13 protein-coding genes are annotated in these 13,284 nt (G+C 55.6%); 8 read left to right on the forward strand and 5 right to left on the reverse strand.

Annotated features, from left to right (window positions below; genetic code table 11):
- Positions 1-120: 120 nt before the first annotated feature.
- The gene (locus QE396_RS15910; protein ID WP_020882634.1) at positions 121-1,323 is read right to left on the reverse strand and encodes an MFS transporter; all 1,203 of its coding nucleotides are present in this window, start codon (positions 1,321-1,323) and stop codon (positions 121-123) included.
- 238 nt (positions 1,324-1,561) lie between these two features.
- On the reverse strand, positions 1,562-2,260 hold the full coding sequence (locus QE396_RS15915) for an autotransporter domain-containing protein (protein ID WP_020882635.1): 699 nt from the start codon (positions 2,258-2,260) through the stop codon (positions 1,562-1,564).
- 162 nt (positions 2,261-2,422) lie between these two features.
- On the opposite strand from QE396_RS15915, the gene tag reads away from it, so the two are divergent.
- Entirely contained in the window at positions 2,423-3,004 is a 582-nt protein-coding gene (gene tag, locus QE396_RS15920) for a DNA-3-methyladenine glycosylase I (protein ID WP_020882636.1), read from the forward strand.
- Positions 2,982-3,422, forward strand: a complete 441-nt coding sequence (locus tag QE396_RS15925; RefSeq protein ID WP_020882637.1) for an N-acetyltransferase — start codon at positions 2,982-2,984, stop codon at positions 3,420-3,422. The genes tag and QE396_RS15925 overlap by 23 nt, the downstream gene beginning before the upstream one ends.
- Here the strand turns inward: QE396_RS15925 and QE396_RS15930 are convergent.
- Positions 3,391-5,670 (reverse strand): molybdopterin guanine dinucleotide-containing S/N-oxide reductase, encoded by a 2,280-nt coding sequence (locus tag QE396_RS15930; protein ID WP_047366262.1) that lies wholly within the window; start codon positions 5,668-5,670, stop codon positions 3,391-3,393. The two genes, QE396_RS15925 and QE396_RS15930, sit on opposite strands and share 32 nt — an antisense overlap.
- Positions 5,671-5,882: 212 nt before the next feature.
- Between QE396_RS15930 and QE396_RS15935 the strand changes: the two genes are divergently transcribed.
- The 6 genes from QE396_RS15935 to ghrB all read left to right on the forward strand — a co-directional run bounded on the left by QE396_RS15935 (position 5,883) and on the right by ghrB (position 11,871).
- Positions 5,883-6,545, forward strand: a complete 663-nt coding sequence (locus tag QE396_RS15935) for an OmpA family lipoprotein (protein ID WP_014168137.1) — start codon at positions 5,883-5,885, stop codon at positions 6,543-6,545.
- Between the two features lie 124 nt (positions 6,546-6,669).
- Complete coding sequence (locus QE396_RS15940) at positions 6,670-7,686, forward strand: LacI family DNA-binding transcriptional regulator (RefSeq protein WP_014168136.1); 1,017 nt, start codon at positions 6,670-6,672, stop codon at positions 7,684-7,686.
- Between the two features lie 103 nt (positions 7,687-7,789).
- Positions 7,790-8,539: a sugar phosphate isomerase/epimerase gene (locus QE396_RS15945; RefSeq protein WP_020882639.1), complete on the forward strand. Its 750-nt coding sequence runs from the start codon at positions 7,790-7,792 to the stop codon at positions 8,537-8,539.
- Between the two features lie 3 nt (positions 8,540-8,542).
- The gene (locus QE396_RS15950) at positions 8,543-9,481 is read left to right on the forward strand and encodes a sugar kinase (protein WP_014168134.1); all 939 of its coding nucleotides are present in this window, start codon (positions 8,543-8,545) and stop codon (positions 9,479-9,481) included.
- Between the two features lie 108 nt (positions 9,482-9,589).
- Positions 9,590-10,870, forward strand: a complete 1,281-nt coding sequence (locus QE396_RS15955) for an MFS transporter (protein ID WP_020882640.1) — start codon at positions 9,590-9,592, stop codon at positions 10,868-10,870.
- Positions 10,871-10,896: 26 nt separating this feature from the next.
- On the forward strand, positions 10,897-11,871 hold the full coding sequence (gene ghrB, locus QE396_RS15960) for a glyoxylate/hydroxypyruvate reductase GhrB (protein ID WP_309951721.1): 975 nt from the start codon (positions 10,897-10,899) through the stop codon (positions 11,869-11,871).
- Positions 11,872-11,929: 58 nt separating this feature from the next.
- Here the strand turns inward: ghrB and cspA are convergent, their stop codons facing one another.
- Positions 11,930-12,142, reverse strand: coding sequence for an RNA chaperone/antiterminator CspA (cspA, locus tag QE396_RS15965; RefSeq protein ID WP_014168131.1), 213 nt, complete (start codon positions 12,140-12,142; stop codon positions 11,930-11,932).
- Positions 12,143-12,387: 245 nt separating this feature from the next.
- Positions 12,388-13,098 (reverse strand): DUF3053 domain-containing protein, encoded by a 711-nt coding sequence (locus tag QE396_RS15970; protein ID WP_309951723.1) that lies wholly within the window; start codon positions 13,096-13,098, stop codon positions 12,388-12,390.
- Positions 13,099-13,284 lie beyond the last annotated feature (186 nt).

Consider the following 13,284-nt stretch of genomic DNA (forward strand, 5'->3'; position numbering starts at 1 on the left):
ACAGCGGGAGAGAAAAGTGGCAGCAGAGAATGTGATCGGTGCATTTTTTTACAAAATAACACGACCAGGCATACTTTGGACGACCATAAAAAAGAGGCCGTAAAGGCCTCTTAGCGATAATCAGGCATGCGCTTCGTTAAAGACTTCACGCTGCGGCTGCCGAATGGTGGTCGACAAGGCCAGCGAGATTATCAGCAAAGCAAATATCACGCAGAAGGTCACATAGAACCCACCGAACAGCGAAGCGATTAACGAGCCGCAGATACTGCCGATGCCAAAGCCCAGATAGATAACGCCGTAGTTTTTCGCCAGATTGTTCAGGCCGAAGAACTCACTGACCAGCGACGGGAAGACTGTAATCGTGCCGCCGAAATTAAAGGCCACACAGGCAATTGCGGCGAAGAACGTGGCTTCGTTCAGTGGGGCAAACAACAGCGCCGCCATCCCCACCAGCGAAACAACCTGCCCGATAGTAATCACGCGGATACGGGCAATTTTGTCAGACAGAATCCCGAGCACCAGACGGCCAGAGAGATTGGCAATGGAGATGACGGTGACCGCATTCGCCGCTGTTGCCGCATCCAGTTTCACCATTCCCTGAGCAATATCTTTCGCCACCCCAATCACATACAGACCGCTCATGCAGGCTGTCAGAAACATGACCGCCAGCATCCAGTACTGTGGTTGACGCATAGACTGCGCGAGGGTGAAATCATTCTCCACCACACCGTTAACGGTTTTCACTTCCTGCTGCGGCGCATCTTTCATCAGCATGGCGCCGAACAGGATCATGACCAGAACGATAACGCCCCAGATCATGAACGTTTTTTCGAGCCCCACGGAAGCAAGCAGGTGGGAATCAATAAATTTAAAACCAAGGCTCCCCAGGCCATAGGACCCGATGGCAAACGCAGAGATTAAGCCTTTACGTTCCGGGAACCACTTCACACAGTTTGACAGGGTCAGCAGATAACCTGCACCGTCGGCAAGTCCCACCAGCACCCCGGCGCTCAGCCACAGCATCATCAGGTTGCTGGAATGCGCTGTCAGGAAAAAGCCCACGCCCAGCAAGATACCGGATGCCATCGTCACCCGCCTCACGCCGAATCGCTCCTGCAATTTTCCCGCGACGGAAGATGAAAGTGCCAGCCCGAGGCTCAGCAAGCCGAAGGAGAACGCCACCTGGCTGACCGGTGCACCAAGCTTATCGGAAAGTGCACTGTTAAACAGGCTCCAGGTATAGACCGACCCCAGCGCAAACTGGGTCACGATGGTGCCAAAAAGCGTTAGCCAGCGCGTACGGTTGTAAGTTGATGTGTTCATGGCAGTTGTCCTGCAAGAGAAAGTAAGGGAATTCGCTGAGGACAACGATAAACAAAACCTTAATATGCCTGGGGTAAAACGGCATGAAATGCAGGAGGAATGGAATGAAATGCCATAAATCGGGAATGAATGACCTTGCCGGGGAATGAAGCGACAGCGTGTTAGTGACTGCTATCGCTACAACCCCCACGGCTATTGTATTCAGGATGTTATCGGCACGTTTAAAAAAGTAACAACCTTAAAAATTAGCGCTCACGCCAAGGGTGTACATAAACTCCTCACCGGTGGTGGTGTATTCCCCTTGTGCCAGCGACGCATAGGCCGCCATATGCGTGTTAAACGGAATATCCGTTCCGACGGTTACATCCATCCAGTTGCCGCTTTGTGTTGGTGCCGGCGTCTGTGGCATCCCAAACTGGGATTTCCACTGGTTTTCGCCAAACTGCTGGTTATAGCTTATCTGCGCCCACGGGCGAAGCTCGCCGTACTGTGTATCCACGCGCCAGCCGAGCGTGCTAACGCTGGCATGCCAGAGTGGGTCGGTAAGCCCCTGCGTCGTCGCGCTGTCACCAAATTCGTTGATCATCATCGGTGCCGTGCCGTCATAACGCCATGCCATCACCGGACCGGTCGTGATACGCCCTGACACCGGAATGTTCCAGCCCACGCTCATGGCCCCTGCCGGCGTGGAACCCGATGGTAAACTCAGCGCAAGTCCGGGGGCATTTTGTGAGGACTGAATCCGCTCGGCGAGAATATCCTCATAACGCGGTTGGTGATCCGCATCCCATGTATAGCGTTCCGCCGTATTACTTTGGGCGTCTGAAACGATATATTCCTGTTGCCAGGCAAATGCTGTATTACAAAAAAACAGACAGGCTGAAATCCCCGCCAGGCCAGAAACAGCATGGCGACCACTGATTTTTTTTATCATCATCAAAGCGACTCCAGAGAGAGCCGAATTCGGCGATATTTGTCATTGTTTAGGAAGAGTTTTGCGGGCATATGGCCCTGTATTAACTATTGTCTTTATAGTAGACACGTCAAGCCTGACAGAATGAAAATTTTGCGATAACCGTTTCATTAAGGGAGATAACCGATGCAGCGTTGCGGTTGGGTAAGCCAGGATCAGCTTTATATCGACTATCACGATCGGGAATGGGGCGTACCGGAGACAGAAGGGAAAAAGCTTTTTGAGATGATCTGCCTGGAAGGTCAACAGGCGGGCTTGTCATGGATTACGGTGCTTAAGAAACGGGAAAACTATCGTAATGCCTTCCATCAGTTCGATCCGGTCGCCGTCGCTGCCATGACCGAGGACGATGTGGAACGGCTGGTCCAGGATGCAGGCATCATCCGCCATCGCGGTAAGATCCAGGCCATCATTGGTAACGCGCGCGCTTATCTGGCGATGGAGCAAAACGGAGAACCGTTCTCAGAATTTGTCTGGACGTTTGTGAACAACACGCCGCAAATTACCCAGGCCGCCACGCTCGCGGAAATCCCGGCCTCCACCCCGACGTCGGATGCACTCTCTAAAGCGCTGAAAAAACGCGGCTTTAAATTTGTCGGCTCCACCATCTGTTACGCCTTTATGCAGGCCTGTGGCCTGGTCAACGACCACGTTACCGGCTGCGTCTGTCATCCAGGGAGGCACCATGATCCGCAAATGGGAAAGTGATAATGCCGGGCCACTCCTGAGTCTGTGGCTTGAAAGCACCACGGAGGCGCACCCGTTTATCAGCGCGAGCTACTGGAAAGAGAACGAAGGTATGGTGCGGGATGTTTACCTGCCCGCTGCCGAAACCTGGGTATGGGAAGAGGATGGAATGCTGCGCGGCTTTATCAGCGTCATGCAGTCCCAGTTTGTAGGCGCGCTGTTTGTCTCCACTGATTTTATTGGTCAGGGGATTGGGCGTGCGCTGCTGAACCATGTTCAACAGCGCTTCCCGTATTTAAGCCTGGAGGTCTACCAGAAAAATGTCCGGGCGGTGAATTTCTATCATGCGCAGGGTTTTCGCATTGAAGACAGCGCCTGGCAGGATGACACTCAGCACCCAACGTGGATCATGAGCTGGCAGGCGGATCAAACGCCGTGAGCGTAAGCTCGGGTCCCTGATATTTCTCGACCCAGGCCAGCGCCGTGTTCCCCGCGCAGCCATTCCCCAGCTTCGAGCTGGGGAGATCTTTGGTCAGAACGTTTACTGCACCGTTTTTACAAATACCGCCTTCGCTCGGCTCCAGGTCTGGCCATGCCCCCTGGTGAATGCAGATAACGCCAGGTTTAATCCCGTCGCTCACTACCGCCCCTGCCAGCACCTGGCCACGCTGATTCCAGACGCGAACCACGTCACCGTCAACGATCCCACGCGCGCGCGCATCTGCGCTGTTCAGGGTGACGGGCTCCCGTCCGGCAACCGCATACCGCTCGCGCAGTGATGAATAGTTAAGCTGGCTGTGCAGGCGATGGGCAGGATGGGCCGATAACACCTGCAGCTGTTCCGGCTGGGCATTACCGTGCCACTCGTCCGGCTCAAGCCACGTTGGATGCGCCGGACAGTCGGCATACTTAAATTGGGCGATACGCTCGCTGTAGATCACAATCTTCCCGCTCTCGGTTTTCAGCGGATGGTTCTCCGGGTCGCGGCGGAAATCGGCGAAGCGAACAAACTGCGCATTCTGTTCACTCTCCGGCATCTCAATAATCTGGTTCGCTTCCCAGAATTGTGCAAATGGCGGCAGCGTCACGCCCTGCGGGGCCCCGCGCTGACCTGCAATCTGGTAGAACGTCTCCAGCCACTGCAAATCCGTTTTGCCCTCGGTAAAACGCTCGCGCCCCCCCATTTCCCACAACTCGCTCAGCTCAGCAAACACCTCAAAATCATCACGCGCCTCATCACGCGGCGCTACGACGCGTTTCATCGGTACCATATGCTGATTGCTGTAGTCACCGGTCATGGTGAGGTCGTTACGCTCAAACGAGGTGGTCGCCGGCAGCACAATATCGGCATGTTTGGCTGAGGCGGTCCAGAAGCATTCTGAGATAACCACCAGTTCTGGCTTCTGCCAGGCGCGGATCAGGCGATTCGTGTCCTGGTGATGAGTAAAGTTCGCGCCGCCGGCCCACCAGACAAACCGAATATCCGGGAAGTGGCGATCCAGACCGTTATGCTGATAAAACCCGCCCGGGTTTTCCAGGGCTTCAACAATGCGCGCCACCGGGATTTTATCCACGGCATCTACACCGCCCTGAACCGAGCCCTGCAGAGAAGCCAGCACTGCCGCTTTACGGGTCGGGTTGCCGCCATTGGCGAAGTGATAAGAGAGACCAAACCCACCGCCCGGCGTACCAATCTGCCCAAGCATGGCGGCCAGCGTCACGAGCATCCAGTGTTTCTGCTCACCGAACTGCTGGCGCTGCATACCCCATCCGGACATTAACATCGTGGTGTTTTGGTGGAATAACGCTGCCAGTTCACGCAGTTTGGCCGCAGGAACCCCACAAATCTCTGCCGCCCACTCTGCCGTTTTGGCAATACCGTCTGTATTGCCCGTCAGATAGTCGGCAAAGTTGTCAAAACCGGTGGTACAGCGTGCGAGGAACCCGGTATCGTGCCAGCCGTTCTCCACCAGCGTATGGGCAATGCCCAGCATCATCGCCACGTCGGTGCCCATATGCGGGGCAATCCACTCGGCGCTGTCGCCGAAGAAGTCCATGGTTTCCGAGCGCATCGGGTCAATGCAGATGATGCGTTTGCCGCTTTTACGCAACGCATCGAAATACGGGATCCCCTGCTCGTCACTGGCATTCCACGCGATTTTCAGGGTGTTGAGCGGGTTGGCGCTCCACAGCACCACCACATCGGTGTGCTCCAGCACCAGCGGCCAGCTGGTCTGCTGCTGATACACTTCGTTACCGCCCACCACGTAGGGCATGATCGCCTGCGCTGCGCCGGTGGAGTAATCCCCAAGATGGCCGGTATACCCCCCGGCCAGACTCATATAGCGCTGCAGTAACGTCGAAGCCTTATGCAGCACGCCGTTTGAACGCCAGCCGTAAGATCCGGCAAAAATGGACGACGGGCCATACGTGTCGCGAATACGTTTGTGCTGCGCATGGATCAGCGCCAGCGCGTCATCCCAGCTCACCCGAACAAACTCATCCTGACCACGAATACCCTGCGGCTTGTCTGGCGACGCCAGAAATCCTTTACGCACCATCGGCCAGCGCACGCGCGTTTTGCTGTGCACCTGATCGCGAACGACGGTCTGTAAAGAGTTGGGATGTTTTGTTGGCAATGCCCCGCGAGACGACAGAACATTTTCGCCATCGGTTTCGACCAGCATCGGCCCCCAGTGGGCGGCGGTCAGAATCGTTTTTGTTGAGGTGCTCAAGCGTGCGCTCCTGGTTGCGTGCAGGTTTTACGGCCTTCTTAGTGAGGCAGTTTATGGTTTGTCACAAATTTCAGAGTTATACCCGGAATTTTCTCCGTATCTGGACGTCATAATCAACTGCCACGCGCGTAGTGGCAAAGAATAAAAAGGATTAAGGAAATAAGATGAAAAAACGCGTATTCGTTATTGCCGCTCTGGTGAGCGGTGCACTGGCTGTTTCTGGCTGCACAACAAACCCTTACACCGGTGAAAGCGAAGCAGGTAAATCCGGCATCGGCGCGGGTCTCGGCTCGCTGGTAGGGGCTGGTGTGGGCGCACTCTCCTCCTCCAAGAAAGACCGCGGCAAAGGCGCGTTGATTGGCGCAGCGGCAGGTGCAGCCCTGGGCGGCGGCGTGGGTTATTACATGGATGTGCAGGAAGCAAAACTGCGCGACAAAATGAAAGGCACCGGCGTGAGCGTGACGCGCAGCGGCGATAACATCATCCTGAATATGCCAAACAACGTCACCTTCGACAGCAGCAGCGCAACGCTGAAACCTGCAGGGGCGAACACCCTGACCGGCGTGGCAATGGTGCTGAAAGAGTACAACAAGACCGCGGTGAATGTGATCGGTTATACCGACAGCACCGGCAGCCAGGATCTGAATATGCGTCTGTCTCAGCAGCGTGCCGATTCTGTGGCCAGCTCGCTGATCACGCAGGGCGTTGCAGCAAACCGCATCCGTACCAGCGGCATGGGCCCTGCAAACCCTATCGCCAGCAACAGCACGGCGGAAGGCAAAGCGCAGAACCGTCGCGTTGAGATTACCTTAAGCCCAATTCAGTAAGGGCTGCCCCCCTCTTCCAGGGGGAGAGGGGGATAAGGGCATCATGCCGCCACGTCGGCATGAACCGCTTGCCATCGCTAATTTTCCCGCTAAGGTGTTCTCACTCACTTCAGGGAATTCAGCGATGAGCAAACCAACACGGGCCACAATCAGCGACGTGGCGAAAGCCGCAAACACCGGTAAAACCAGCATTTCACGCTACCTCAACGGCGAGAAACACCTGCTGTCCGATGCGCTGCTCGCTCGTATTGAACAGGCCATTGCCGATCTCGACTACCGCCCGAGCCTTATGGCGCGCGGGCTCAAACGGGGTCGTACCCGTCTTATCGGGCTTATCATCGCCGATATCACCAATCCCTACTCCGTTAACGTATTGAGCGGAATTGAAGCCGCCTGTCGCGAAAAGGGCTTTACGCCGCTGGTCTGTAATACCAACAACGAAGTCGATCAGGAGCTGCATTACCTGGATCTGCTGCGCAGCTATCAGGTCGAAGGAATTGTGGTGAATGCCGTGGGCATGCGTGAAGAGGGCTTAAACCGCCTGCAGCAATCCTCCCTGCCGATGGTTCTCATCGACCGCAAAATCCCGGAATTCGCCTGCGATGTCGTCGGGCTGGATAACACTCAGGCGGCGACAACCGCCACTGAGCATCTGATTGAACAGGGCTTTGAAGCCATCCTGTTTCTGAGCGAACCTCTGGGCATGGTCAACACCCGTCGTGAGCGACTGAGCGCGTTTCGTGCCACGCTGGAGCGTTACCCCGGCGTGATTGCCGAGAATGCCGAAACGCCCCTCCACGAAGCCGATCAGCTCGACAATACCCTGCGGCAGTTCCACACCCGCCATCGCGGAATGCGTAAAGCCGTTATCTCTGCCAACGGGGCGCTGACCCTGCAGGTCGCCCGCTCGCTTAAGCGCATTGGCCTGCACTGGGGAAGCGATATCGGTCTGCTGGGGTTCGACGAACTCGAGTGGGCAGAACTGGCTGGCGTCGGGATCACCACCCTCAAACAACCTACCTGGCAGATTGGCTATGCCGCTGTTGAACAAGTGGTTCGTCGTATTGAAGGCACCAGCGATGCCGTTCGCGAGCAGGTATTTTCCGGCGAGTTGATTGTTCGCGGCTCCACCGCCCGTTAATTTCCCCTTGTGATACCGATCATAAATTCAACATCCTGACCTTTCCTTTGGAACCGGTTCCATCTAGCGTAATAGTATTGATGTATTGCGATGGAGTCCGACGATGGGCAGAAAAATCATGGTGGTCACCGCCGCGTATGGCGCGGAACAGGTGCGACAGGCAGGTGGTCAACGGGCAATGCTGCCCGTCATTGCGGGCGCGGGTGCCGACGGCGTCGAGATCCGCCGCGAGCTATTCAACAGCGAAGAGCTGCTGGCGCTGCCCGCGCTGGGTGAATCCATTGAGCTGCTGGGCCTGCTGGCATGCTACTCCGCCCCTGCGGCCCTGTTTATGCCCGATGGCACCCTCAACCCTGACCTGCCCCGTTATCTCAGCGAAGCCAGTACCCTGAATGCGCTGTGGCTCAAGGTCTCACTGGGTCATTTCAGCGACACCCAGCCGCTTCACGCCCTGCGTGCCCTGCTCGATGAAAGCGGTATGGCCCTGGTGGTGGAAAACGACCAGACCGACTGCGGCCAGCTTGCGCCGATGCAGCGCTTCAAAACCGCCTGCCGGGACATGGCGCTGCCCGTCACGCTGACGTTCGACATGGGCAACTGGCTGTGGGTGGGCGACTCCCCGGAAGAAGCCGCGCGCCATCTGGCCTCCGCAGTGAGCTATATCCACGTTAAAGCCGCCGTGCCGCATAAAGAAAATTTCCGCGCCGTGGCGCCGGATCGGGCCGATGCGCGCTGGCTGGATCTGCTTTGTCAGCTGCCCGCCGATGCCCCGCGTGGTATCGAGTTCCCGCTGGAAGGGGCGGATTTAACCGCCGTCACCCGTCATTACGTAAACCTGCTGCGTGAGGAGTAAACCATGCACAAGACGCTGGATGTGATCACTATCGGCGAAGCCATGGCGATGTTTGTCGCCACCGAAACGGGCGACCTGAGTACGGTGGAGCACTTTATCAAACGCGTGGCGGGGGCTGAGCTGAACGTCGCGACCGGCCTGGCGCGCCTGGGTCTGAATGTCGGCTGGGTCAGCCGCGTGGGTGATGACAGCTTTGGCCATTTCGTTCTCGATTCGCTGAAAAAAGAGGGCATTGATGCTTCCGGCGTCACCCTCGATGGACGCTTCCCGACCGGTTTCCAGCTTAAATCGAAAGTCGAAAATGGAACCGATCCCATTGTGGAGTATTTCCGTAAAGGGTCTGCGGCGAGCCACCTCTCAGTCGAGGATTACCACGCCCACTATTTCGCCTCCGCACGCCATCTGCATCTGAGCGGCGTGGCGGCTGCGCTTTCAGCCAGCTCGTATGCATTACTGGATCATGCCGCAACCACCATGAAGGCTCAAGGGAAAACGATCTCATTCGATCCTAACCTGCGCCCGGTGCTGTGGAAAAGCGAAGCGGAAATGGTCGAGAAGCTGAACCGTCTGGCGTTTCAGGCTGACTGGGTTCTGCCGGGCGTGAAAGAAGGCATGATCCTGACCGGTAAAAACACCCCTGAAGGGATTGCCGATTTTTACCTTAACAAAGGGGTAAAAGCGGTGGTGCTGAAAACCGGTGCCGATGGCGCCTGGTTTAAAACGGCTAACGGCGAGCAAGGCGCAGTCGCGGCCGTGAAGGTTGATAACGTGGTTGATACCGTCGGCGCTGGCGATGGTTTTGCCGTGGGAGTCATTAGTGCCCTGCTGGAAGGCAAACCGCTGCAGCAGGCCGTCGCCCGGGGCAATAAAATTGGCTCGCTGGCAATCCAGGTGCAGGGCGACAGTGAAGGATTACCGACCCGTGCGCAGCTGAACGAATAAATTCCGTTTCCCTCCCCCTCTCCTCAGGTAGGTCAGGGGGAAACAAAACAAACCACCGTGTACCCTACATACAACGGCGGTACAAACCTCAACAACAGAGGCAAGCCTATGAACAGTTCGACCAATGCAGTAAAACGCTGGTGGTACATCATGCCAATCGTGTTTATCACGTACAGCCTGGCGTACCTTGATCGTGCCAACTTCAGTTTCGCGTCCGCGGCAGGGATCACCGAAGATCTGGGGATCACCAAAGGTATCTCTTCGTTGCTGGGTGCCCTTTTCTTCCTGGGCTACTTCTTCTTCCAGATCCCCGGCGCTATCTATGCGGAGCGTCGCAGCGTCCGCAAATTGATTTTCGTTTGCCTGATCCTGTGGGGTGCCTGCGCCTCACTGACCGGCGTGGTGAATAATATTCCAGCGCTGGCAGCCATTCGCTTTATTCTTGGGGTCGTTGAGGCAGCGGTAATGCCCGCGATGCTGATTTATATCAGCAACTGGTTTACCAAATCCGAGCGCTCACGAGCCAATACTTTCCTGATCCTCGGTAACCCGGTCACCGTGCTGTGGATGTCGGTGGTTTCTGGCTACCTCATCCAGTCCTTCGGCTGGCGCGAAATGTTCATTATCGAAGGGGTGCCGGCGGTTATCTGGGCATTCTGCTGGTGGATGCTGGTAAAAGATAAACCTGCGCAGGCGAAATGGCTCTCCGAAGATGAAAAAGCCGCTCTGCAGGCGCAGCTGGATAAAGAACAGCAAGGCCTGAAAGCGGTGCGTAACTACGGCGAAGCATTCCGCTCGCGTAATGTGATTCTGCTCTGCGCCCAGTATTTCACCTGGAGCATTGGCGTGTACGGTTTCGTACTGTGGCTGCCATCGATTCTCCGCAATGCCGGTGAAAACCTTGGCATGGTGGAAGTGGGCTGGCTGTCGTCCGTGCCTTACCTCGCAGCCACAATCGCCATGATCATTGCGTCATGGGCATCGGACAAAATGCAGAACCGTAAGCTGTTTGTCTGGCCGCTGCTGCTGATCGCTGCCTTTGCCTTCATTGGTTCCTGGGCCGTCGGCGCGAACCATTTCTGGGTCTCTTACACCCTGCTGGTGATTGCGGGCGCGGCAATGTACGCCCCTTATGGACCGTTCTTTGCGATCATCCCGGAGATGCTGCCGCGTAACGTGGCAGGCGGCGCGATGGCACTGATTAACAGTATGGGGGCGCTGGGCTCGTTCTGCGGCTCCTGGTTTGTGGGTTACCTGAACGGAGCAACCGGCAGCCCATCCGCATCGTACATATTTATGGGGGTAGCGCTTTTCGCCTCCGTGTGGCTTACTCTGATTGTTAAGCCTGCTAATAATCAACAATTACCTGTCGGCGCACGCCACGCCTGAATCCTTAAAAATCAACGGAGATTAGCATGAAGCCGTCCGTCATTTTGTATAAAGCACTGCCGGAAGATCTGCAGAAACGCCTTGAGGAACACTTCACCGTTACCCAGGTGAAGAACCTCAGCCCGGAAACCGTGGCACAGCACGCCGATGCGTTCGCCAGCGCCGAAGGTTTGCTGGGTTCGAGCGAAAAAGTGGATGTCGCCCTGCTGGAGAAAATGCCGAAGCTTCGTGCTACCTCTACCGTTTCCGTGGGCTATGACAACTTCGACGTGGATGCCCTTAACGCCCGCAAGATCCTGTTGATGCATACGCCACATGCGCTGACGGAGACCGTGGCCGACACGCTGATGGCGCTGGTCCTCAGCACGGCGCGTCGTGTGGTCGAAGTGGCCGATCGCGTCAAAGCTGGCGAATGGACAAAAAGCATTGGTCCGGACTGGTTTGGGGTGGATGTTCATGGCAAAACGCTGGGCATCGTTGGCATGGGCCGTATTGGCCTGGCCCTGGCGCAGCGAGCACATTTTGGTTTTAACATGCCGATTCTGTATAACGCGCGTCGTCATCACAGTGAAGCCGAAGAACGTTTTAACGCCCGCTATTGCGAGCTGGATACGCTGGTGCAGGAAGCCGATTTTGTCTGTCTGATCCTGCCGCTGACGGACGAAACCCGTCATCTTATCGGTAAAGAGGCGTTTGAAAAAATGAAGAAAACGGCCATTTTCATCAATGCGGGTCGTGGCCCGGTGGTGGATGAGAAGGCGTTAATTGAGGCTCTGCAACAGGGTGAGATCCACGCTGCCGGTCTTGACGTGTTTGAACAGGAACCGCTGCCGGTGGACTCACCGTTGCTTTCATTGCCCAACGTGGTGGCCCTGCCCCACATCGGCTCAGCAACCCATGAAACACGCTACAATATGGCTGCAACCGCGGTAGACAACCTGATCGCTGCCCTTAGCGGAAAGGTGGAAATCAACTGCGTTAACCCGCAGGTTCAGCGATAGAAATGAAAAAACCCGCCAGAAGGCGGGTTTTTAAAATTTGTGCTACTGGGTTGGAAGCTTACAGGCTTACAACGTTACCAGCTGCTGGGCCTTTAGCGCCGCTTTCGATGGTGAAGGAAACTTTCTGACCTTCATCCAGAGATTTGTAGCCTTCGTTCTGGATAGCAGAGAAGTGTACGAACACGTCTTTAGAGCCATCGTCAGGAGTGATGAAGCCGAAACCTTTATCAGCGTTGAACCATTTTACCAGACCAGTCATTTTAGCAGACATAGAATTACCTTAATTAACAAATATATTGTGCCTTCCGGCTTGATGGATTGTGTTACAGATTTTTAAGCGATGAAGGAAGGGTCACTACGAAGGGTATCTATGGATAACAATCTGGACTGCTTTACTAAACTGCTTTAGGTCTGTGTAACAAACCGACCTGTATAGTTATACCGATGTGGTAGAAGAATAACAAGCGTTATTTTCGCCCGGAATAAAAAACCCCGCCTGAGGCGGGGTTTTCCGATTTATTCTGTGGCAGCGACCGCTGCACTCCACGCCTGACTAAAGGCCTGGTGCTGGGAGGCCAGTGGCCCAATCAGCGCATTATACTGGCTTGCCTGCTGCGAGGTCGGGAACTGAATACCGTTGGCCACAAAGCTCACCTGAGTGCCCTGCTGGGAGATGAAGTCCCCCACCTGAACCAGCTGCTGCGTGAAAATTTGCGCGGCCGGGATCAGCGGTTGCATCGCTTCAGAAGGTTTCGACACTACTTTCTCATACACTTTGTCGAAGACCGGTTTGAGATCGTCGCCCTGCTTCAGCGCGGAACGTGACGCGTCCGCCTGCATTTTCGCATTCTGCAGCTGTTGGCTCAGCACGCCGAGCGCACCGTTGGACTGGCGCAGCGGTTCACGTTGCGTCATGTAATCCTGCGGGACGCGAATAGCGTTCACGCTATCCACAACCGGACGGATACCGGAATCCATCGCCTGGCTCACCTGCTGTGAATAACCATAAAGAATGGCGTAATCAGACACGAAGGGGCCAAACTGTTTTTTCTGATCCGCAGTCAGCGTCGGCAACCGTTCACCGCTGCGCATCACCGTATTCTGTAGAAAATCGATAAACGCTTTGCGCTGATCGCCTTCTTTATCAAAACACCCACTCAGGCTAACAACCATCAACAACGCCGCACTAGGCGCAAACCAGCGAGAGCAGGACTTTCCTGTCGCCATTTCATTACTCCTTTCACCCAAAAAAGCGCACACCGGCACACGCGTGCCCGACGCTGACAAGGATAGTCCAGGTCAGCCCTGCAAGATACTCTTTTCATGCAAAACGGCTATTGCCGTTTTATTTCTTACTATTTACAAAAAAATACCTGGCGAAGCCGACATAAGCGTAATCAGGTAATTAGTCTC

The organism is Enterobacter sp. SORGH_AS_0287 (genome assembly GCF_031453695.1).
Lineage (GTDB): Bacteria > Pseudomonadota > Gammaproteobacteria > Enterobacterales > Enterobacteriaceae > Enterobacter > Enterobacter ludwigii.